Below are 23012 nucleotides of genomic sequence, written 5' to 3'. Positions count from 1 at the left end.
GGATGTAAAGAAGGGTCAGAACAGCGTCTGCCGCGTCGTGACAACCTATCCTTATCACTGGTGGTGAACAGAGGAGACGGGAATGAGAACGGCACGATGCAATTTTACGGTCGCAGGCGCGCTGCTGGCGCTCTCAATGAGCAGTCTGGCGCAGGCGGATAATGCTGACCTGTTCCAGACACTGTCGCCGTCAAGCACCTCGCTTGACGGTTACCGCTGGAAACAGCGACCGGTGGTGATTTTTGCGCCCTCTGCGCAGGATGCCGATTATGTCCGGCAGCTTACGCTGCTGCAACAGCATCAGCAGGCGCTGCGTGAGCGTGACATGGTGGTGCTAAGTGATACCCGCCCTGCGGATAACGGTGTACTGCGTAAAGAGCTCAATCCTGCTGGATTTGAAATTGTGCTGGTGGGCAAAGACGGTGGCATGAAGCTGCGACAGACCCGGCCGGTCAGTGCAGAGGCCCTGCTTTCGCTGGTAGACAGCATGCCGATGCGAAAGGCAGGCCAGAACTGAAAAAAGCGGGGCACTGAGGCCCCGCTTTTCCGGACGGTTGCTGAGAACGTCTTATTCAGGCAGGGCGTAAACCACCACCTGATCACCCACCTGATCTTTCAGGATGGTATTGCCCCCTGCCACAAACGCCACATACTGACGGCCTTTGTATTCATACACAGACGGGTTCGCCACAGCCGGTGCCTCGACCTGATCGGACCACAGCTCTTCGCCGCTGTCCACGGAATAAGCACGAACCTTGGCATCCATTGAGGCACCGATAAAGATCACACCACCTGCCGTGATAGCCGGGCCACCAATGGTAGGCGAGCCCCAGCTTTCCGGCATAAAGAAGCCGTACTGCTGTGATGCCCCTACCGGACGGCGCCACTTCACATCACCGGTGTGCATATCAATAGCCACGATTTCGCCAAACGGCGGCTGCCAGCATGGCATGCCCAGCCAGTTGTTTGCGACCATCAGACGCAGACCATACGGTGCGCCTTCCTGAGGTGCAAAACCGCTTTCATTGCCCGACCCGTTATCCGCTTTTTCATAGTCTTCGCGGCTGTAGAGCTTTATATACTGCACAATGTGCGAGGTGTTCACGATAGCGATCTGCTTTTGCGGATCGAAGGCTACACCGCCCCACTGTACGCCACCGGCACTGTCAGGATAGGTCAGCACACCTTCGCCTTTGGTTGTAGGCGGCGAATACATGCCATCGTAGCTCAGCTTGTCCCACAGACGTGAACACTGGCCCGCACCTACGATATCCGCCAGTTTCCAGATAGCCGGCTTTTTCGACTGATCCAGCAACGGAGCCGGTTTGGTCGGGAAAGGCTGCGTAGGTGCCAGTTTTTCACCCTGTACTGAACCATCGCCCTGCGGCACCGGGCGCTCTTCGATTGGCCAGACATCTTCGCCGGTCAGGCGATTGACCACAAACAGGAAGCCCTGTTTGGTCGCCTGAACCAGTGCCGGGATCTGCTTGCCGTCCACGGTAATGTCCATCAGCGTAGGCGCCGAGTTGATGTCGTAATCCCAGACGTCATGATGTACCCACTGACGTGACCAGACCACTTTACCGGTTTTGATATCCAGCGCGGTCGTTGAGGTACCCAGCGGAATAGACTCCGTGCGGTTGCCGCCCCAGTAGTTAGGCGATGGAGATGAAACAGGCAGATAGACCAGACCGTTGGCCTCATCGGCTGACATGTGCGTCCAGACGTTGGCAGTACCGGTGCGGGCGCGAACGTTTTCTGGAATCGCTTCAAAGGTCCACTCCAGCTTGCCGGTCTGGGCGTTTACGGTAAAGACCGTGCCCGGAGGGGCTTCCGCATATGCCCAGTCTTTACCTGCCCAGCCAATCATTAAATGATCGCCCACAACCGTAGGCGGCTGCAGAATAGAGAGCGGATACTTCGCGTTAACGGTATTCCACTGATCGATATCTAACACGCCTTTATTGGCGAAGTTTTCGCACGGTTTGCCGGAGTCGGCATCCAGCGCCCAGAGCTTAGCGTCAACGGTGCCCATATAGACAATCTTCTGACACGCTTCGCCTGCTACCGGATTTTTAGCCTGCCAGTATGACACGCCGCGGTTTTTCAGTACCGGCTGCGTCAGCGCTTTACGCGGTGATTTGGTGTCGTAATGCCACTTCTCTTTGCCCGTACCCGGATCAAGCGCAATCAGACGGTCAAAGGGCGTGCCGACATAAATGGTGTTATTGGCAAAGATAGGTGTGGCTGACCAGACGGTAGCTGGTGTATCGCCCTTGCCATCTGACACATCACCCGTGTGGAATTCCCAGACTTTTTTAAGCTTGCTGACGTTTTCTGTGGTGATTTGCTTAAGCGGGCTGTATTTCTGTGCATTGAGCTGACCATGAAAACTATCCCACGTTGCACTGGTGGGCACCAGCGGCGTGCCCGGATGCGCGGCGGACGCAACAGGCTGTCCCTCATGCTTGCCCGTTGAAGCCTCATTGGTGGTTTTTGTGGTGCCGGCATCCTGCTGGTCGGCAGCGTCCACATTGAGCTTTTGCCGCGCGCCCATAGACGCCTCGGTGGCTTTATCTTCAGCATGCACTGAAGACGCGCTGACAAGCATGGCCAGCGCCGTCAGGCTGACTTTGATCAGCGGTGAGTGATGTTTGTTTTGCACAGTTGGCTCCTCAGACTCTGACGCGATTGGCATGATGCCGTGGGTTTTTACACAGCGCGATAAGGCCAATGAGCCCGACGACCATGGCAGCGGTGATAATGTACTGATGCAGTAACGCAGCGGAAAAACCGATGCCAAATAACACAGCAAGCGTCAGGATAATCCAGAACACCCGAACACCCCGCCCTGCAGTGCCACGGACCATAAAGGTCAGTAGCGCCAGTACCACGCTGGCAATTGCCACACCTAAGGCACCAATGGTGCCAGTTACGCCAGTCAATGGCGTCAGCCACGCATAGAGCGCTACGCCAAAGCCGATAACGGCTGCAAGCAGCAGCAATGTGCTGCCCAGCCTTGATGATTGAGAATGCAACATAGCAGGAGATCCCCTGTTGAAAGACGTCATAAAAGCACGCAGGCACGCGGAATTGCGCAAAAAGCCTGCCAAAAAGATAGCGCAACAGCCAGAGACCTATCCGGCCACATTGCGTATCCAACGCTGTGAGTATAGATGAAGGTCAGCAACGTGCTCTGCGAATATAACCCTTCGTTTTCAAAAGCATTATGCAGATGATCTGCCCTGCTTATCGCCTGCACATGTTCGGGCATTTAATAATGCAGCGATCGCTGAGTTAAATTAAAACCTGCTCATACTTTATGTCGAATTTTCAAAGATTTAAAAAATCTAATTGCTGTAGATTGCGAAACTTTGCTGTGGTTGTATTGTTTCTTTACTGCAATTTGTAATAAATAGATAAATATGAATAACGCGAAGCACAAATTTTGCACAGATAAGCCCCTTTTTGTTGAGGCCTAACTGTTCTTCCGATGCATACAACTGCAAAGTTACGAGTTTGACTGGAAATCTTCGATTATCTTTTGATTATAATCATCCAGATAATTTTGCAGTTCGTCTCTGTCGATCAGTCGTACCATGGCTGATTCCGCTAACTCTTTTGCGGAGCGCGTGAAATAAGAATTAGTCACAACCATTGCCTCTTCACAACCATAGAACGTTTTAGCAGAGATCACCTGCTGCACCGCCGAGTTACCAACAGAACCAGAATAGTTTTTTGCCTGAATAACCATATCCTTACCAAATCGAGTGACGAAAAGATCTGCACCCTGATCTTGCGTCCTTTTGGTTTCTTTGACGTCATAACCCATAGTTTGGAATATATTCACAAGGAAATCTTCGAACTGAAAACCATTCATTGCATCGACTAAATACATCGTTACAAACTTACTAGGGTTGAAATACTCGAGCCGTGTAGCTAATCTATTAACCAGAATATCAAAGTAAATATGCTCGCAAACAGCCAAGTACTTTTCAATTTCATTGAATGAAACTAAAGGTACACTAGGATTATTTTCCGCTTTCTCGTTGAAACTCACTGATGAGAACTCTATTTTATTGCTCCACACATAGAACAGGAACAATGAAATATCTGCCCGAAACGTGGTTCCCGCCTCCTCAATCCACGACTTTAATGACTCAGTAAATGTAGATTTGATATGCCTTTTTAGTTCCTTAGCGAAACCATAATATAGAGCGTTAAATGATGTAGTAAGGAGTAATTTATTCAATAACTCAGGCAATTCCTCTAGCTCATGGAACCCTTTCCTGACTAATACCTCACAAAAAAGTTGTAATTCTGAGTATGTACCATTCTCTGATGACAAACCTGATTTCGGTTTGTTATTGTTTGAGAACCTGGAGGTATAAATGAAGTTGGTAAAATATGGGTCTTTTAAGCTGGAATATTTTTCGAGAACATTTTCAAGTAATTGATTAAGCTGCGTTTGCTCTTTCTTTTTCCCAAAGAGATCCTTCAGCACACCTTTTGAACGGTATTGAAACTCCGGATAAAATGATGGATTTAATGGTGTCATATGTTGTATATCGACTTCTTGTGTAGTCGATGAGCCTGACCCCCATGCACTCCTTTTTACAGGTGAAACCACGCAACACCAAGGACAAGCAATCTCAAACGTTGTTCTATTGCAAGCATCGCACTGATAAATCATTCCAAATCCTCCCTTTTATTTCAAAATATGTCCACACGATTTTATATCCACGGCCTTGTCACTAAAAATATAAAAAGGACTCTATCACTGGATGCCATTACTATAAGTTATTATTTTTTCGTCCATCCACTCAATCATGTCTTTGAAAAGTATCAAGGCATCTTTTTTACTTCTCGTAACTCCCCAAAAACTCAGTGTAAGCACTTGTCCCTTTCCTGTAATTGATACTTCGTAGTCTTCTGGACTAGCTGTTGGAATAAAATTTCCAGCACTTAATGCAGCTCGGACTTCTTCTTTTAGCATAACAATTTTGGGAATGTCATCCAAATGTATCCATCCATCAACGTAGAAATCAGCTTCACCTCCTCCATCCTCTGAAGGGCGATAAACCAAGGTAATGCCTGTTTTACCTTGCCCCCAGCATCCAGGCATCAGATGAATCGCCTTATAGTGCCCCTTCCAGTTATTGATACTTGTTGCTATATTTGTATCAGGCAGCACTTCCGACATAATCGATTTAGCTTCCTCAGCAATAGCATTTTGGTAGATTTCCAGCAATTGGACAGACTTAATTAAAGCCGAGAAATTCGCGGCAGTAAATTCTATATTTTTATCAGCTATATTATCCATACCAGCCTTACTTAACTTTTCGAGATGATTTAAAAACTCCTGATAAAAAACTAGCCATTTACTAAGCTCTTGTTTCATCATTTCTAACCCCAGACGTTGAATGGCAACTTCGATCAACGATGAATAATTGACAAGTTGCCAACCTTCCACACCTTTGGCACAGTTACTGTCAGGCTTTAAAATACAACGAAATATCTTTTGATTGTTGTCGCCATAACTATCAATAAGACTTACATAGCTTGGGAAAGGATTATATGTACCAGCCAAAACCTTATGCTCAATACCTATAATAAAATCGTCATGCCTGATGAGAATGTCAAGATATTTTCCATCCTCGGTCCGAGCTTCTCGCGTTAACTCCAGCGACGTGAAATCAATTTCATCAACATCAATTGAATTATCCAGGCAACTTAGTAACGCTTTGAGCAACCATGGTGGTACCATTTTCTGGGATCCCATAAACAAAGCCAACAAATCCGTTGTTGGGTTTTCAAGATACCCAGAGCCTCCCAGTTCAAAAAAATTTAACTCAACAACATCTTTAATCGAGATGCCATTCAGCTGTTCGATAAATTCCGCAGAAAATGCTTCAGAATACAATTAAACCCCCTTATAAAAATAATGTCTGGCATGCCATTTTTTGATAATTTAATTATTGCATGCTGTTTTTATAGATTAATTTCTTCGTAAACAAAAAAAATTGATACTGTGTGCTAAGGTCGTAATGGCTCTCTGCTGACCTACTGCCACATGACAAGATGTGATTGTTGTTTGCTGAAATCTCGCAGTTGCCGATAAATCCAGCGCTCTGACTTTCAGCGCAAACAACATTTCACTCCACTATGCTTACCGGTGCAGAGGCCACAATGCGTCGGTCCGGTTGTACCGCGATGAGTATCTTACTCTTAACGACCTGACGCGGAGCATACTTTACAATGATGATCTCATCACCATAACAATGTGTGACGCCTCCAACGCTGGCAACTGTTTACTCATGGCTTAATCAATATAATGTGCAGGATCTAAACAATGTTTTCCACGATACAGATAACCTTATTCATTCCGTCACTAACTACTCGGCAGCTTTAAATAGTAATGGAAACAGATTAGGATTAACAGCCTTATCATAACCCTGAGAATTCAGGAGGTTTTCAGTGTTTGCCTTAACAATAATGATGCCCCTCAAAAGCAATTTTTATCCACTCATCCTGAGCCTGAGCATCGTTTGCTGTAAAACCTTCGGCAACTCTATTTATATAAATCTCAATATTCCCAAGCATGCTTGTTCATCGTCGGGCATCAAGTCTATTGCTGAGCTTATAAGCTTACATCGGTTTTTCAAACTTGTGGCCTTAGAGGTCATACTTCAGCGGATGGTCGAGCAGCTTTCCAGCCTTCTCGGTACTCTTTTGCACATTTTACCAACTTCATACACGCAATTCGGTTTGCAAACCCTAACATTAGTGACATGCTTATCTAGCAGTTTTCACCTGCTCTCTGCTTATTAGCTTCACCCATTTGCGCAGGCTTGGCATCCGTTTGGGGATTTCTTCATAAAGCATTTAGTTTGATTACGTGCAGCGCTTATCAGTAAAAAAGATGATAGAATGTAGTGCACTACAGACATCTGTCAAAAGCCATTTTTCTGTTTGCCGCGGAGATTTGATGGATGCATGAGTGAACCGAAAGAACAATTTCCTAATGTTCCTCATTTATCAGCCTAAAATTAAAAAAACACTATATCTTTGAAGGCGTTTTTTAAAGGAAGGAAATAAAGAGTGGAGAAGTTGCTGGATGCTTATCAAAAAATATTAAAGGATGTCAACGTTCAATCATTTAACCTGAATGAGGATAAATATTCAGGTGTTTTTTTAACTCTTCCCTTTAAAGAATACTGGCTTTCGCCTGTGAAAATCATGTTGGTTGGACGTGAAACCGCTGGCTGGAACACGCTGAATGGTAAGAATACGATATCACGGGTGCTGGGACTGATACCTGACGTCACCATCGGGCAGGTAGTTGAAGAAGCTGTAGAACGTTACAGGAAACATCTTCCGGTACAAAATGATGGTACCATGAACCTCAAATCAAGGAGCCGCTTCACGCAGTATCATTTTCGGCTGGCTCGGGAGCTGAATATTCCTCCTCAGGCAATTGTGTATGCCAATCTACTGGCATGGGATTACGACGGACTGACCCCTCTCAATCGCCCTCAAAATGAAGTGCAGGAAGTCATATCAGCTTCGCTGAAGCTAATCAAGGTACAAATCAAACACCTTGAGCCTGATTTTATCATCTTTGCATCTGGAGCCCGGAGAACAGATTACATCATAAAAAAGTTGCTTACTGAGCTAGGCGGCAGTAAGACTTCCTCCGTCATTCCGGGAAAGCTATGGGAGTTTAAAGTAAATAATACTATTTGTTTCAGAATAGCCCATCCAAGGGCTATGCACGGACATCAAAAGTACAGAAATGAGGTGATTGCACGAATTAAGCAACTTTGTACTCATGACGACTAGTGCATAACAGTTTGTTCAGCAGGCATTCTGAGCAACTCTTCCGGAAAGCATACTGGGAAACAGTCAAAGTGGCCTTGTTCTCAATACGTGGAGCAATACGTTTGATTCGACATTGACAGACTAGAAATTGCACTATGTTGCTGCTCCTGAGAAGAGGATATGAAAGAGCGTGAATTGCAGACACAAAACTATTCGAAGATGGTTTCACGACACTGCTTGTTGCTTTGATTATTTCTGTGTTTTCCAAGGAACCCGAAGCGGGACCTGAACGCGTGCAGCGCAGACATTGAGGGATTTAGCATTTCCGGCTGATTGTTTTGTCATAGCAACACGTATGCCCGGATATACATTTATTCCTAAACCCACGCGCAGGCGCGTTTCATCGGGCAACCCCATATTGAGGTGCCTTCGTACGCGTTTACTTAGTTTGTCTGTCCATAAACGCTGACCGCGTGAATTGCAGTGAACAATGGGGATTGATAGTCAAGCTGCAAAGGGTATACTCTCCTGACATACCCGTCAGGCCTCTCCATGATGCCCAAATCGACGGGTTTTTTGCTTTTATGTCAGCATGGCTGCAGCTCTTTTCGCTTGCCCCATTCACATGCTTTAGTCCGCGACCGTGCTTACCCTGTTTTTCGTGCGTCACGACGGTTCCTGCAGGGCTTCTCTCAAATGCTCAGGACCGACGCCTTTTCACTATCGCTACCTGTTTCCCTGACACCTCAAGGCATAAAATATCGCAGGCGGACTCAGGCGTTGTTGTACTGTTTCTTATGCAAGACCAGGCCGAATTCATAACCGTTTTTCTGCCGGTGCGAGTTATCAGCGTGGGATAGCCTCAACGCGCAACCCTTTATATGAACCTGTAATTTTTCAGTACATCACGGTAAGATGCCGGCTATCCCGCTAATCCGATCTTTCTGTGTCGCATTGCCGGCACCTGGGCGTAACAGCATTTATGAGTGAACTCTTATCTTCATCAGGCCTGGTGGTCTCTGCCAGTGATGACATCACCCAGCGCCTTAAAGAATTTGTCAGTGATAAAGAGGCGTTCTCGGAGAATACCTGGCGTCAGTTGCTGAGCGTTATGCGCATTTGCCACCGCTGGGCCAGTGAACACGGGCGCACGTTTTTACCCATGGCGCCGGCCTGCCTGCGCGATTACCTGCTCTGGCTGCAGGCCAGCGGCAAGGCCTCCTCGACCATTGCCACTCACGCCGCGCTGATTTCCATGCTGCATCGCAATGCCGGGCTGGTGCCGCCTAACAGCGCGCCGCAGGTGTTCCGCGCGATTAAAAAAATCAACCGCACTGCTGTGATTCAGGGAGAGCGCGCCGGGCAGGCCGTGCCGTTTCGTATTACGGATTTACTGAAACTCGACACGTGCTGGCGTGCCTCCGAGCGGCTGCAGCAGGTGCGTGATTTGGCGTTTTTGCATGTGGCCTATGCCACTTTGCTGCGCGTCAGTGAAGTCAGCCGGCTGCGCGTGCGGGATATCACGCGTGCAGCAGACGGGCGCATCGTGCTGGATGTGGGCTGGACAAAGACCATTGTGATGACCGGCGGCCTGATCAAGGCACTGGGGGAGCTCTCCTCTGAACGCCTCACTGCCTGGCTTACGCGCTCGGGCCTGATCCATGAGCCGGATGCCTATATTTTCGGGCCCGTGCATCGGACTAATCGCGCTGTTCCCGCCACCAGTAAGCCCCTGTCCACGCGCGCGCTGGAAGACATTTTTGTCCGCGCCTGGCAAGAAGCCGGTCCGGGAAAAGATGCGCTCACCAATAAAAAACGCTACCGCGGCTGGTCCGGGCACAGCACGCGCGTTGGCGCCGCTATCGATATGGCCGCCCAGAAATACAGTACTGCCCAAATCATGCAGGAAGGAACCTGGAAGAAACCCGAGACGTTGATGCGCTATATTCGTCATGTGGATGCGCATGATGGCGCCATGGTGAACTTCATGGATGGGCATTTCCCGCCCTCGTAATGGCTGCAGGCGTACAGGGTAAACGCGTACGCTGAAACACGGAACAGGAGAAGAGCATGAAAAAACGGATAGTGGTCCTGCTGATGATGTTGCCTGCTGCGGGTGCTTTTGCCGCAGCGTGTGATAATGCCATGACGCAGACTGAGATGAACCAATGCGCAGCTACGGCCTACAAAACGGCGGATGCGGCCCTCAATCAAACCTATCAGCAGGTGCTCAGGCGCACTGACAGCGAGCAGAAAGCGTTACTGCAAGCGGCCCAGCGGCGCTGGATCGGATTTCGCGATGCGGATTGCGATTTCACCACCTCCAGCAGCCGCGGTGGCTCTATCCATCCCATGCTGGTATCGCAATGTCTGCAGCAAAAAACCGAGCAGCGTACCAAAGAGCTCCAGGGGTTACTGCACTGTGAAGAGGGTGATCTGAGCTGTCCGCTATAAGACACAGTTACTTACCGTTAAGAATAAAACCTGCCTGAAGTTCTGGTCTGACATGCCGATAATCGGGTGGCAGGCCAGACCACACTCTTCTCCTGCTGTCACGCTGTGACCCTGTTCTGTTAACAACAGACACAGAAACCCACACTCTGGCTTACGCGCCAGAGCTTACTTGCAGGACCTTTCTTCCGGCGACAGCGACCCTGTCTGACTGATCGTGTCCCCAATTTTGCTGTGTCACGCCGGCCACAGTATTTGTTTACAGGGGGATTTGGCATGCAGCCCGCACAGCATAATGAAGCCGCTCGCCTTAAGGCGCTTGAACAATATCAACTCATGAACACGTCCTCTTCAGAGGCGCTGGATCGTCTGACCATGCTGGCTGCCCGGCTGTTCCGGGTGCCCATGGCCTTTATTTCGCTTATCGACAGCGAAAAGCAGTTTTTCAAATCGCGCTACGGCCTGACCATTTGCGAATCTTCCCGCAACGTTGCGTTTTGTCATCACACGCTTGAGCAGGACGACATCCTGTGTGTCACAGACACCCTGCTGGACAAACGCTTTAATCAAAATCCGCTGGTACTGGGGTATCCGCACATCCGGTTTTATGCAGGTATTCCGCTCATTACGCCTGAGCAACATCGTATTGGCACGGTGTGCCTGGTGGATAGCCAGCCCAGACCCGCACTCACCGCCGTTGACCATCAGCACCTTACCGCGATTGCCTCGCTTGTCATGGATCGCATGGAAGTACACCGGCTGGAGCTGTTACGGCACAGCAGCCAGCAGCGGCTGGAGGCCATTTCGTCAACCTCCTCTGATGCCATCATCTGTACTGATATCAAGCAGGGCGTGATTTTCTGGAACCCCGCTGCCACGCGGCTTTTTGGCTATAGCGCGCAGGAGATGATGGGGGAATACGTGGCAAACCTGGTCTCTGAGCGTTCTCAGACCGATTATCGTCAGGAGCTGGCGCGCATGATGGCTGAGCAGGCGGTGACGTCACCGCCGCGACGTATGCAGATCTGGGCACTGCGACGCAACGGCCAGGAGTTTCCGGCGGAAGTCTCGTTTTCAGGCTGGCAGGAGGAGCAGGAGCGGCTGGTCGGCATGATTGTCCGCGATGTCACTGACCGGCATGCCAGTGAGGCCCGTTTGTGTGAGCTCGCCTCGCTGGACATGCTGACCCGGCTCGCCAGCCGCAGCGCATTCATGGATCAGCTCACGCAGCTTACGCAGGCTGCGGTGCCTTTTACCTTGCTGATGGCTGATCTGGACGGATTCAAAGAGGTCAACGACATGCTGGGCCACGCCGCAGGGGATGCGCTGCTGTGCCACGTCGCCGAACAGATCCGCACAGTGTGCCGGCATGCCATCCTTGCCGCCCGCCCGGGAGGGGATGAGTTTGTGGTTCTGCTGCCAGAGAGCGGTCAGGCGGCAACGCTGACTGCAGAGGCGCTGATCGCAGCTATACAGCGACCGTTTAACTATCAGGATTCGCCGGTCACCGTGGGGGCAAGCGTGGGGATCGCCGCGTATCCGCAACATGCACGGGATGCCTCTGCCATTATGTCGGCCGCCGATCTGGCCCTTTATCAGGCCAAAGCTGCGGGTAAAGGCTGCAGCGTGCAGTTTTTACCGGTGTTTCGGGAGGCGGAGCAGCAGCGCCGTCGCCTGGAGCGAGAGCTGGAAGTCGCCGTGCGCCAGCAACAGTTTGTGCTGTTCTATCAGCCACAATATTGTGCACAAAGCGATGACCTTATTGGCTGTGAAGCACTGTTGCGGTGGCAGCATCCGGTACGCGGTCTGCTCTTGCCCGATGCGTTTATGGGCATGCTGATGAAAAGTTCGTTGTCGATTACGCTGGGTGAGTGGGTGCTGCGCAGTGCGCTGCATCAGGTCAGCCAGTGGCGCCGGTGCTATCCCGGCTTACATGTCAGTATCAATCTCTTCCCGCGTCAGCTTGATGATATCCGGCTGGACCGGCTGCTGGGCGAATTAACGCAAAATGACGCCAGTTTTGTGCATTTTGAAGTGGACGAGTCCCTGTTTACCTCACTGGTTCAGGAGGTGCCGGCACGTTTTCACGCCCTCAGAAGAACCGGTGCCCGCTTTATCATCGATCACTACGGGCGCACGCTGGGTGCCGTAAACCTGCTGCAATATGACTTCATCGCGGGCCTGAAAATCGATAAATCCCTGACGGCGCAGCTGGCAGAGAGCAGCCGGATTCGCATGATGTTCAGCGCGCTTGCGGCACTGGGCCGGAGCCTTGATCTCCGTGTGCTGGCAGAAGGTATAGAGAGTCCCGCGCAGCGTGCGCTGGTCAATGAGGCGCAGTGTGACATTCTGCAGGGTCATGCGCTGAGCCAGCCCCTGAGTCCTGACGAATTTGAACGGCTGTTAACGGCCAGAGGAGCGGCCTGATGAACACGCCCTTCCTGACTTTTTTTCGCGTACCCGTCCTCCTGATGAGCCTGTCCGGGAGGCGTTATGCTGACTGACCTCACGGACGATCACCGGCGTCATCGCGCGCTGGACGCGCTGCGTGAAGCCGATGAATGCCGCGATGACGTGCTGAACAAATTTGTCCGGCTGGCAAGCCAGGTACTGGGCATGCCGGGCTGCTTTATTTCTGTCCTGGACGATCACGAACAGTACATCCGGGCGGCATGCAACTTTTCACTCAAACAGACCACGCGTGAAGACTCGCTCTGCCGTTACGTGGTGGATGATGACGCGGCCATGGTGGTGCCGGACACCTGGCTGGATGCGCGTTTTGTCACACACCGGTTTGTCACAGGTGAGCCTTTTATCCGGTTTTACGCTGGGGTGCCGCTGAAAAACCGGGAGGGGCTGATTCTGGGCACGCTCTGTGTGACAGACAGCAAGCCCCATCCCTTTAACGCAGAGCAGCTGGATACCCTGACGCTGCTGGCCCGGCTGGTGATGTCGTTTCTGGAAGCCTGGCACGCCTCCGGCTTAACCGATCCGGTGACGGGCCTGCCTAACCGGCAGCGTCTGCTTCGCGATCTGCAATATCTCGCCGCGTCCGGTGACGTCACGCCGCGGCGCCTGGTGTTAATTGATTGCATTGATATGCCGCGCGCCTACGAACTGGCGCGTTCAATGGGTATGGGCCCGGTCGAGGGCCTGCTGAAAGACGTGGCCACCCTGTTGCCGTTGCGCCTGCGTCCGGCGCTGGGAGAGCTGCTCTACACCGTGGCGACGGGGCGTTTTGCCCTGCTCACCCGCCATACCAGCCGCCTGAGCGCAGAGTGGATTGCCGGCCGGATGGAGGGGATCACGGCCGATCTGGATGACAGTCTGACTGTGGCGCTGACCACGCACACAGGCCAGGCGGATTTCACTGCAGATGCTTTTACGGCCCATGACATCCTGCGCCGGGCCGTCAGCGCCTTGCATGACGCTATCGGCCGGGGCGTGCCGTCGGTGACCTACAGCATGTCCTCCAAAGTGTATGACACGCGTGATGACACGCTGATGCAGGAATTTGCGGCGGCCCTGCGTACTGAGGGCGGACTCTATCTGGTTTATCAGCCTAAAATGTGTCTGCAAACCGGCGCGCCCATTGGTCTGGAAGCGCTGATCCGCTGGCGTCATCCGGTGTATGGCGAACTCTCGCCTGTGGCCTTTGTGCCGCTGGCAGAACAGACGGAGCTGCTCGAAGCCATGACCCGCTGGGTGATTGATCGCGCCATCGGACGCCTGGCGCGCCTGCGCGCGCACTGTATACAGCTGCCCATTACGGTGAACGTCAGCCTTAATGATTTTGCCCGCGAGAGCTTTGCGGCCCTGCTTGAAGAGCAGATGCAGCAGCATCGGTTACCCACCTCGCTGCTGGGCATTGAGTGCCTGGAGACCGAACGCATCATCGAAAGTCCGCTGGCCATGGCAGGCCTGGTGCGGCTGAAGCAGCGGGGATTTAATATTGCGCTGGATGACTTTGGCACCGGGTACAGTAACATCAGCTATCTGCGACGCATGCCGCTGGATGTGATCAAACTTGATCGCTCTCTTATCAGCGATCTCTCTTCAGATATGGCGTCGCGTATTATTGCGCGCAGCATTATCAGCATGCTTAAAGAGCTTGATTATGTGGTGCTGGCTGAGGGTGTTGAGAATGCAGAAACCGTGCATACGCTGACGGAATATGGCTGCGATCAGGCCCAGGGCTTTTTCTATGCCCGCCCGATGACGGATGCCGATCTGGATACATGGCTGTTGTGGAAACTGCGCGAGCTGTGCCGCTGAGTCCGGTTATCAGGCTCCAGAGCCCGTGATGGCTGCATCACGGGCTCTGGACGCGGGCGATTAATTGAAAACCATCCCGCCATCGATGAGCAGTGACTGCCCGGTCATGTAGTCAGAATCCGGACCGGCCAGAAAGGCTACGCAGGCCGCCACATCCTCTGGCTCAGAGAGCCGTCCCAGTGTGATGCGTTTTGCAAACTCCTGTGTGCCATAGCCCTCCGGCTGACCTGCTGCGGCAGAAATCTGCCGATCAATCGCTTCCCACATCGGCGTTTTCACAATGCCCGGACAGAATGCATTAACCGTGATCCCGGCGGCGGCCAGATCGCGTGCCGCAGTTTGGGTCAGCCCGCGCACGGCAAATTTGCTGGAGCTGTAGACAGCGAGCTCCGGGTTACCGGTGTGCCCCGCCTGCGAGCAGGCATTGATAATCTTGCCCCCATGCCCCTCTGCCGCAAACGCCTGCACAGCGGCCTGAATGCCCCAGATTACACCTTTCACGTTGATGTTATAGACTTTGTCCACAACCTCTTCGGTGATCTCCGCAATCGGCGTGGAAGGCGCCACCCCGGCGTTATTCACAATCACATCAAATCCGCCCAGCCTCTGGCGTGCCTCTTCAACCGCACCAAACACCTGCTCGCGCTGTGCCACATCAGCCTGCAGCGCAATCGCATTACCACCGGCGGAGACAATCTGGTCAGCGACCTGCTGCGCGGTCTGCGCGTTGTAATCGCTGACCGCCACTGCAAAGCCGTCCTGCGCCAGGCGCCGCGCAATCGCCGCGCCAATGCCCTGACCGGCTCCGGTCACCAATGCCACTCGGGTTTTCATCGCGTTATCCTTTTATAGGTGATTAAAGCAGCTGACTGAGGTGCAATTGCCCCATCAGCAGCGGGTTATCGCTGTAGTCAACAGGCACGGCCACCACCGCCGGGCCCTCCACATCCATAGCGCGGCGCAGTGTGGGTTCAAGCTCGGCAGCACTGTTCACCGAAAAGCCCGCGGCGCCAAAGGCTTCGGCGTAAGCTTTAAAGTCCACCGGACCAAAATTCACGCCCGAGACGCGCTGGTACTTTTTCTCTTCCTGAATCGCCACCATGTTGTAGGCGTTATCCACCCAGATAATGTGCAGAATGTTGGCTTTGAGCCGCACTGCGGTCTCCAGCTCCATGCTGGACTGCAGAAAGCCGCCGTCTCCTGAGACAGAGACCACTTTGCGGGAGGGATCCACCAGCCAGGCACCGATCGCCCACGGCAGGGCGACCCCCATGGTCTGCTGTCCATTGGAAATCATGATTTGGCGGGCACGGAAGCTGTAGAGATAGCGGGCAATCCAGATATGAAAGCTGCCCATGTCCACCGTGAGGCTGACGTCACTGTTGATGATGTCCTGCATGGCGCGCACAATCCGCAGCGGATGCAGGGCAAACTGATCAAGGCTCGCGCCCTGTAGTGCCAGCAGCTGACGCTGATGCTGCCGATCGTCAAGAATAGCGGAAGCCGCGGGGCTGAGCTGCAACGGCGTGGTCACGCGTTCGGCAATTTTGCGTACCGTTTGCGCAATGTCTCCGACCAGTTCGGCATCGGGCAGGTAGCGGTTATCGGTCTCTGCCGGCAGCACATCAATATGCACCAGTATCGCATTGCCGCTGTTCCACATGGCCGGTTCATACTCTACCGGGCTGTAGCCGATGGTGATGATCAAATCGGCCTGCTGCAGCAGACGATCCCCTGCCTGGTTATTAAACAATCCGATACGCCCGGCAAAGCGGGAGAAATGCTCCTGACGCACGGCGCCGGCTGCCTGATAGGTGCTGGTCACGGGAATATGACTCTTGCTTAACAGCGCATGAATGGCCGCGCTGTTTTCCGGCTGACTGGCCATCAGCCCCAGCAAAATCACCGGATTTTTGGCGCGGGCGATTTCACGGCTTACCGCCTCCACCAGCGCATCCGGCGCGGCGCCCAGCGTGACGCGGCCTTTATGCTGCAGCAAGCTGCCGGTCACCGGCTGATCGACGATGTCCTGTGGCAGACTAAGAAATGCCCCGCCTCCACGCCCGTTCTCAGCATGACGAAACGCATTCGACACGCACTCGGCCAGCGCGGCCCCGTCGGTGACCTCCACCGCAAACTTGGTGACCGGACGGAACATCGATACCGTGTCCATGCTCTGATGCACCTGCTTTGCACTGTCCGAGCGTTTTACCGCCCCGCCAATGGCCACCACCGGATCCCCCTCACTGGTGGCGGTGGCCATGCCGGTCACCAGGTTAGAACAGCCAGGCCCGGAGGTCACCAGCGCGACGCCGGCGTTGCCGGTGAGCCGGCCCACCGCTGCGGCCATGAACGCGGCATTTGCTTCGTGTCGCACGGGGATCAGTTCAATGCGTGAGTCCACCAGCGAATCAAACACCTTATCGATTTTCGCGCCGGGAATGCCAAACACATGGTTGACGCCCTGGGCTTCCAGTTGCGCCACGACCAGATCGGCCCCGCTGCGCCAGGTTGTGTGGGTTTTCAGCTCTTTCATCTCTACCTCTGTCATTAACTCTCAACGGAGCGGATAGCTTCATCCAGGTTGTCGGGATTTAAATTGGCCTGCAGGAAGTCGCGATCCTGCGGTAAGTCGATCACGAGCTTGCTGATGGCACCGAACGTCAGCGTGCCCCTGGCCAGTTCGTAGTCGAGGATGTGACCACCCCCCTGACGATCGCGGGTGATAAAATGCTCGTGGTAACCCGCCACGTTGATGCCCTGCATATACTGTGGCGTGCGAAAGCCAATGAGCTCGCCAGCCTGCTGATGAAACGCAAACACAGGCTGGTTGCCCAGGACTTCGGGCATTGAGCGATAGGGCCGGCACTGACAGGGCACGGTGCGGGTCTGCACGGCGGTAAACTCGCCGCTGATGCGCAGTGCGCAGAAGTGGTTATCAGAGGTGATGACGCTGTCGATCACGCGATGCACCGCTTCCCGGCTGGCGGTCTCACTGAAGTGGTGCTCATATTCAGGGGTGAAGAAGGTCATGACCGCGAAAGGAGACTGCTGTTCCGGATGGGCCGGACGGGCGCTGCCGTCGGCACGGAGCTGATAAACTTCACGATCCAACGCCACCAGTTCGCCATCGAGCTGATTGAACGTGCCCAGTCCAAAATCGCCCCGCTCCAAGAGCGCGGCGACGGTGGTGGCGCCGTCGTACACGCCGTGCAGCAGCGCGCTCATCAGTGAGGTCTGATAGATAACCTTTTCTGCTGAATGCGTAGCCAGTTTACGGACGGTGTCGGTGAGTTGTTCCTCGCACGAACAACCGGATACAAAATCATACATTTCCTGCCTCACAAACTGATAGTTAAGCCGTGTTAATATCAGGATGAGCCAGCGTGCTCACAGAATCCAATAGCGAAAGCTGCCAACTTTGAGACGTTTTTGATATGGAACTGCGCCATCTACGTTATTTTGTTGCCGTTGCGGAGACGCTGCACTTTACCCGTGCCGCCGAAATGCTGGGCATCTCGCAGCCGCCGCTGAGTCAGCAGATCCAGCGCCTGGAGCATGAGATAGGCACCCCGTTACTCCGGCGTCTGACGCGGGGCGTGGAGCTCACCGACGCGGGCAGCGCCTTTTTACCGGACGCCATGCAGATCGTGCAGCTGGCCGATCACGCACTGGAGAAAGCCCGCGGCGTGGCGCGCGGCATGAGCGGCCAGATGTCACTGGGGTTTGCCAGTTCAGTGGCTTTTGGCGCATCCGTGTTTACGCTGCTTGAGCGCTTTACCACGCGCTACCCGGCGATGGAGCTCATTACGCGTGAAGAGAACATGGCGCTGCTGATGCAGGATTTGCGTGACGGGCAGCTTGATGCTGCGTTTATCCGGCTGCCGTGTGAGAGCAGCAAAGCCTTTAATCTGCGGGTGATCGAAACCGAACGCATGATGATAGCCCTGCCTGTGGGGCATGCGCTGAGTGGTGCGGGTACGCTGGCGCTGGCGCAGCTGGCCGATGACGCGCTGATTATGTTTCCGCGCGAGGTCGCCCCCAGCCTGTATGAGCTGATTGTCAGTACCTGCCTGCGAGCCGGCTTGTCTGCCGCGCGCTTTCAGCAGGCTCCGCAGATAGCGGCCTCACTCGGCATGGTTGCCGCCGGCTGCGGCATTGCGCTGGTCCCCGCCTCGCTGTGCTGTATTGGTCATCCGCAACTGCGGTTTTGTGAAATCGAAAACAACACGCTGTTTACGGATATCGCCTTTGCCTGGCGGCGCAGTCATCCGAGCCGGAGCGTGCTGCACCTGCTGAGTCTGATCAACGAGCAGTAGCGCTGCGGATGCGGCGCTGCGTTCAGGGCGTGTCGTCTGTTCTGAAGGCATTGACTTTACAGACTGGCCTGAAGGCCAGGCTGATAAGCGGCCCCCGGTTAACTGACCGGCCCCTTCGTTGCACGGAACGGGCCCCAGGGGTCAGGCGCGTCAGTATCGTGTTGAGCCACATTGTTCCCTCCGGCGTCTCTTTATCACCGGACTGGTGTCCGGCTAAACCTGTGCGCTGTTAACCCGGCGCCCGATGTCTTTGAGCTGGGAATATTTTTCCAGCAGCTGAGGCGCGTCGTCAAGGCTCATGGCAAACATCCACATGTAGGTCATCACAGAATAAACATGACCCGCCTCAACGTGCCCCCGCAGACTCATGACCAGAATGGTGCTGCCAAACAGCAACGCCGCCACGCTGCCAATGGCGAGATACCCCAACGCTTCCCGATCCGAGAGGCAGATGCGCAGACGTGCCAGCACGCTGTAGTGCCGCACCAGCGGTGAGGCGGGAGCATCACTCACCATGTCCACCTCTTTTTCCAGCCGGTTATTCAGGCGCAAGAAGAGCTGCTCGTTTCGGCGCGTGAATCGTTTAAAAAACAGCGCAAAAAACACTAAAATGCCCAGACACGCTATCCCTGACCAGAACTCAATGATCAGCAGCATGCTCGCCGCCCCCACAATCGAGGCAACAGAGGTAATCAGCACCGGCAGGTGCTTCTCAAAAAAGTCCACAAACTCTCGCGACAAGGTCACGCGCGCCGCCACCATGGAAGCACGGTTATTTTCCTGACGCTGAGCCAGGATCACGGGCACGGCCATTTCAGCATAAATGCGCGCAAACGTACGCGTATCAACACTGCGTCGCGCTGCCCCTATCAGCCACATCGCAAATACCATCACCGCATAGAGCACGGCATGTAAGGCATTGCCTGCCAGTATGGCGTTCACCGCAAAGCCCGCTAAAAAAGGATAAAGCAAATAGAGCCCGTTTTCAGCAATCACAAGCCCGAGTGTAAGAATGAGTTTTTTGCTGTGACGCCGTCCCAGCCTTTTCAGCGTGGCAGCCGCACCTGCAGGCGCCTGCTGAGTGTGTTGTGTGTTCAGAATAGTCATCGTATCTTAACATTATTTTTTGAGCGATTGCTCAAACCGGGTGTGAGCTTATTTGAGCAACCGCTCAAAGTCAATGGCCTATCTGTCTCTCAGGACAGGGCGCATCAGAACCCGACTGAGTGCTCATGACCCCCCAATGGTCCCGCATCCACCTGAAACGCGGCACGCAGACAGAGAACACCGTCCGGCAAACCGGCTTCTCTGCACCTCATCCTGTCCTGGCCAGAACCCCAACAAACAGCAGAAATCGCTATGAGTTAAAGACGTTCATGAGTACAGCCAGCCTTGCAACGCTCTCCTGACACGACGCCTGACGTTTCTCTGAGGCGGGAGCGGGCGACGGTTGCCAGTGGGTGGCATCCGACACGTTTTTGCTTCCGGAAGACTCTGCGCGCCAACAGGCCTGGTCGCCTCCAGAGGTAGCCAGCGTGAAGCCAATAAAAGTTTTTACGAAATAGCCTGAAATTAATTAAGCGATGACCTTTGGCATTCAGTAAATCAGTAGTGAATTAGCTATTAGCAGGCTAATAAAAATACGTTAAATTTTCTTGATTCTGTATATTTGGCCTTTACTCTTATCAAGCGACAGCTATAATTTACGCAACATAAAAACAGGAGAAATACGTTGGACAGTCACCCTAAATCATTTTTTCAGGCAAGCTGACACGCTTTTTTCTGTGCTGCTTGCCACCATGGCGGGCAGCAATCCTCTTATATCTGATGATTGCCTCCCTGTAGATATATTCACAGCAATGTGAGGCCAGTTGTCATGTTTATTTTTCAAAGCGCCCTTTTTCCTCCTTCCTTTTACCACTGACGTTGCCGTAACCGGCAACACCTGTGGTGTGCTTTTCAGGCACAGTTTCATTCTTTCTGGACAGGGAGGAACTTAAATGATGTTCCCTTATATTTCACATCTGCTTGCCGCCATGATGTTAGGTGCGCTTATTGGTGCAGAACGGCAGTGGCGGCAGCGTATGGCGGGCCTGCGTACCAATGCGCTGGTGGCAACCGGGGCTGCTGTGTTCATCCTGAGCTCTGTGTCCGCCTCACCGGACTCGCCAGGCCGCATTGCAGCGCAGATTGTTTCAGGGATCGGCTTTCTCGGTGCCGGCGTTATCATGCGTGAAGGCATGAATATCCGGGGCCTGAATACCGCTGCCACCCTCTGGTGTTCTGCGGGGATAGGTGTGCTGTGCGGCGTGGGCAACTTCTGGCATGCCGCCGCTGCCACGCTGATTATTCTGTGCGCCAATATTCTGCTGCGTGAAGCCGCACAGCGTATTAATCAGTTTCCGGGCGCGACAGAAGACGAAAAACGGTATGTCCTTAAAGTCACCTGCCATGATACGGATGAAAATGCCATTCGCCGGCTTTTATTGACTCTTGCCGCAGAGATGACGCTGACGCTCCAGGGACTGGAGTCCGTTTCCGCAGAGGAAAAAGGATACCAGGAAATTCGCGCTGAGCTTATCAGCAATACCGATCCCCGAAAAACACTGGATTGTATTATGTCCCGAATTGGGGGACACGAGAATATTTCTGCTGTGCGCTGGAGTCCCAAAAACGGTTAACGGGTTCGCGGTGAATTAAAAAACGCACCAGGAGGGCAACATGGATATTCCCTTAATTTAATACCTTCACTTATTAAATAAGCGCGATGCACTGAAATCAGGTGCAGGGTTAATATTGTCCCGAATACGGAGAAACATCATGACTGATATGCAAACCCTCTTCCGGAAATCACACCGGACGCAGTCAGCTTCGGATCATTCAGCCGCACCGCTTGCCGTTGAGCACGCGGCTTTTCTCAACCCCGAGCAGGCGCTGCTCCATGTAAAGAGCAGCCGACAGGGCCTGACGACAGAAGAAACCGGTAAACGGCTTAAAGAGCATGGCCTTAATGAAGTCGCACATGAAAAAGCGCCGCCAGCGCTGGTCCAGTTTGTTCAGGCATTCAATAATCCCTTCATCTATGTCCTGATGGCGCTGGCGGCGGTAAGCGCGGTGACGGATGTGTGGCTTCCGCAGCGGCAAGGCGAGGATATCGATGTAACCGGCGTGGTGATTATCATGACCATGATCACGCTGAGTGGTGTGCTGCGCTTCTGGCAGGAGTTTCGTACCAACAGAGCGGCCCAGTCGCTGAAATCCATGGTAGGCATAACCACTACCGTGCTGCGCAGGGCATCAGACAATGTCTCCCCGGTTCAGACGCTGCTGCCCGTGGAAGAACTTGTGCCAGGGGATGTGATTGTTCTGTCAGCCGGTGATCTGGTGCCAGCCGATTTCCGCTTACTGGAAGCGCGCGACCTTTTTGTGAGCCAGTCGATTCTCAGCCGGGAGTCCCTGCCGGTGGAAAAAGCCGATGTAGTGGCAGACGGACGGCCTAAACTGCATGACCACACCCCGCCGCCAGAGCGGAAAGCTGACCTGCTGGAACTGAACACTATCTGTCTGATGGGCACTAATGTTACCAGCGGATGCGCACTGGCGGTTGTGGTCGCTACCGGTAAACATACCTGGTCTGGCACGCTCGCTAAATCCCTGGTAGGGACGCTTTGAGTGCCGGTAACTGGTAGTCACCATCAGTACTGCAGCAATAACTTTTAGCGACGATTCAAGTCGCGATGGTGACGATAATCCGTGTGAAAATCCTTATGCTATTGATACCGATGTTTCTAAGGGTGGCTTCGATCTCGATAGTGCGTGGCTTGGGTTTACCCGTGGTTCCGGGCTAAAAGGCGCAGCTTATGAGTCCACATTTGTTTATCAACATGCCAAACGTTTTGTTAAATCCGCGTTATAAGTTCCTTACAGGATGTGTCTGCCGTAGCCATTCACTTTGTACTAAGCCGTATTGCCACTGCCTGCAGCGCTGATAATGGAAATGATGCTAGCAGGACTGACAAATTTATTTAAAAAACAGTTATAAGCTGAACAGTCGTTTAGAAAGCACAACTTTGTGTGCTGTAGTCTGCAGGCAAGTGGTGATAGCAACGTGGTACAAAATAAAGTAAGGTAGGCAGTTATTAAACA

Annotated in this window: 16 protein-coding genes and 1 pseudogene; 9 read left to right on the top strand and 8 right to left on the bottom strand. The window is 53.0% G+C overall.

Translation table 11 applies throughout. From position 1 onward, the window contains the following. The first annotated feature begins 82 nt into the window (after positions 1–82). Positions 83–517: a DUF4174 domain-containing protein gene (locus F3I15_RS05350; RefSeq protein ID WP_150016876.1), complete on the top strand. Its 435-nt coding sequence runs from the start codon at positions 83–85 to the stop codon at positions 515–517. 51 nt (positions 518–568) lie between these two features. Here F3I15_RS05350 and F3I15_RS05345 read toward each other — a convergent pair whose 3' ends face one another. The 4 genes from F3I15_RS05345 to F3I15_RS05330 all read right to left on the bottom strand — a co-directional run bounded on the left by F3I15_RS05345 (position 569) and on the right by F3I15_RS05330 (position 5923). Beyond that, positions 569–2611, bottom strand: coding sequence for a pyrroloquinoline quinone-dependent dehydrogenase (locus F3I15_RS05345; protein ID WP_370513338.1), 2043 nt, complete (start codon positions 2609–2611; stop codon positions 569–571). 64 nt (positions 2612–2675) lie between these two features. Further along, entirely contained in the window at positions 2676–3041 is a 366-nt protein-coding gene (locus F3I15_RS05340; protein ID WP_150016872.1) for a hypothetical protein, read from the bottom strand. Between the two features lie 470 nt (positions 3042–3511). Next, the gene (locus F3I15_RS05335; protein ID WP_370513337.1) at positions 3512–4558 is read right to left on the bottom strand and encodes a restriction endonuclease; all 1047 of its coding nucleotides are present in this window, start codon (positions 4556–4558) and stop codon (positions 3512–3514) included. A 219-nt stretch (positions 4559–4777) separates the two neighbouring features. After that, positions 4778–5923, bottom strand: coding sequence for a PD-(D/E)XK nuclease family protein (locus F3I15_RS05330; protein WP_150016868.1), 1146 nt, complete (start codon positions 5921–5923; stop codon positions 4778–4780). A gap of 1178 nt (positions 5924–7101) precedes the next feature. Here F3I15_RS05330 and F3I15_RS05325 point away from each other — a divergent pair. The 5 genes from F3I15_RS05325 to F3I15_RS05305 all read left to right on the top strand — a co-directional run bounded on the left by F3I15_RS05325 (position 7102) and on the right by F3I15_RS05305 (position 14547). Then, a complete protein-coding gene (locus F3I15_RS05325) occupies positions 7102–7842 on the top strand; it encodes a hypothetical protein (RefSeq protein ID WP_150016866.1) in 741 nt (246 codons plus the stop codon). 961 nt (positions 7843–8803) lie between these two features. After that, positions 8804–9835: a tyrosine-type recombinase/integrase gene (locus F3I15_RS05320; protein ID WP_150016864.1), complete on the top strand. Its 1032-nt coding sequence runs from the start codon at positions 8804–8806 to the stop codon at positions 9833–9835. A gap of 56 nt (positions 9836–9891) precedes the next feature. Beyond that, the gene (locus F3I15_RS05315) at positions 9892–10275 is read left to right on the top strand and encodes a lysozyme inhibitor LprI family protein (protein WP_150016862.1); all 384 of its coding nucleotides are present in this window, start codon (positions 9892–9894) and stop codon (positions 10273–10275) included. Positions 10276–11031: 756 nt separating this feature from the next. Then, positions 11032–12699: a putative bifunctional diguanylate cyclase/phosphodiesterase gene (locus F3I15_RS05310; RefSeq protein WP_370513336.1), complete on the top strand. Its 1668-nt coding sequence runs from the start codon at positions 11032–11034 to the stop codon at positions 12697–12699. A 66-nt stretch (positions 12700–12765) separates the two neighbouring features. Further along, on the top strand, positions 12766–14547 hold the full coding sequence (locus F3I15_RS05305; RefSeq protein WP_150016861.1) for a sensor domain-containing phosphodiesterase: 1782 nt from the start codon (positions 12766–12768) through the stop codon (positions 14545–14547). A 60-nt stretch (positions 14548–14607) separates the two neighbouring features. On the opposite strand, the gene F3I15_RS05300 is transcribed toward F3I15_RS05305, so the two are convergent. From F3I15_RS05300 to budA, 3 genes are read right to left on the bottom strand one after another with little or no spacing between them, the layout of a single operon-like run. Next, complete coding sequence (locus F3I15_RS05300) at positions 14608–15381, bottom strand: (S)-acetoin forming diacetyl reductase (protein WP_150016860.1); 774 nt, start codon at positions 15379–15381, stop codon at positions 14608–14610. 22 nt (positions 15382–15403) lie between these two features. Beyond that, positions 15404–17083, bottom strand: coding sequence for an acetolactate synthase AlsS (alsS, locus tag F3I15_RS05295; protein ID WP_150016858.1), 1680 nt, complete (start codon positions 17081–17083; stop codon positions 15404–15406). Positions 17084–17097: 14 nt separating this feature from the next. After that, positions 17098–17880, bottom strand: a complete 783-nt coding sequence (gene budA / locus F3I15_RS05290; protein ID WP_150016857.1) for an acetolactate decarboxylase — start codon at positions 17878–17880, stop codon at positions 17098–17100. Between the two features lie 104 nt (positions 17881–17984). Between budA and F3I15_RS05285 the strand changes: the two genes are divergently transcribed. Further along, positions 17985–18866, top strand: coding sequence for a LysR family transcriptional regulator (locus F3I15_RS05285; protein WP_071669395.1), 882 nt, complete (start codon positions 17985–17987; stop codon positions 18864–18866). A gap of 213 nt (positions 18867–19079) precedes the next feature. Here F3I15_RS05285 and F3I15_RS05280 read toward each other — a convergent pair whose 3' ends face one another. Next, complete coding sequence (locus F3I15_RS05280; RefSeq protein ID WP_150016855.1) at positions 19080–19973, bottom strand: ABC transporter six-transmembrane domain-containing protein; 894 nt, start codon at positions 19971–19973, stop codon at positions 19080–19082. An 893-nt stretch (positions 19974–20866) separates the two neighbouring features. Here F3I15_RS05280 and F3I15_RS05275 point away from each other — a divergent pair. Together F3I15_RS05275 and F3I15_RS05270 are read left to right on the top strand one after the other, a co-directional pair. Further along, complete coding sequence (locus F3I15_RS05275) at positions 20867–21547, top strand: MgtC family protein (protein ID WP_150016854.1); 681 nt, start codon at positions 20867–20869, stop codon at positions 21545–21547. Between the two features lie 139 nt (positions 21548–21686). Then, positions 21687–22532, top strand: a pseudogene (locus tag F3I15_RS05270) (cation-transporting P-type ATPase); the annotation flags it as partial. Between the last annotated feature and the right edge of the window lie 480 nt (positions 22533–23012).

The sequence above is a fragment of the Pantoea sp. M_9 genome (assembly GCF_008631385.1).
Lineage (GTDB): Bacteria > Pseudomonadota > Gammaproteobacteria > Enterobacterales > Enterobacteriaceae > Pantoea > Pantoea eucrina.
The sequence above is the reverse complement of the archived record's forward strand: the minus strand, read 5'-3'. Positions and strand labels throughout refer to the sequence as shown.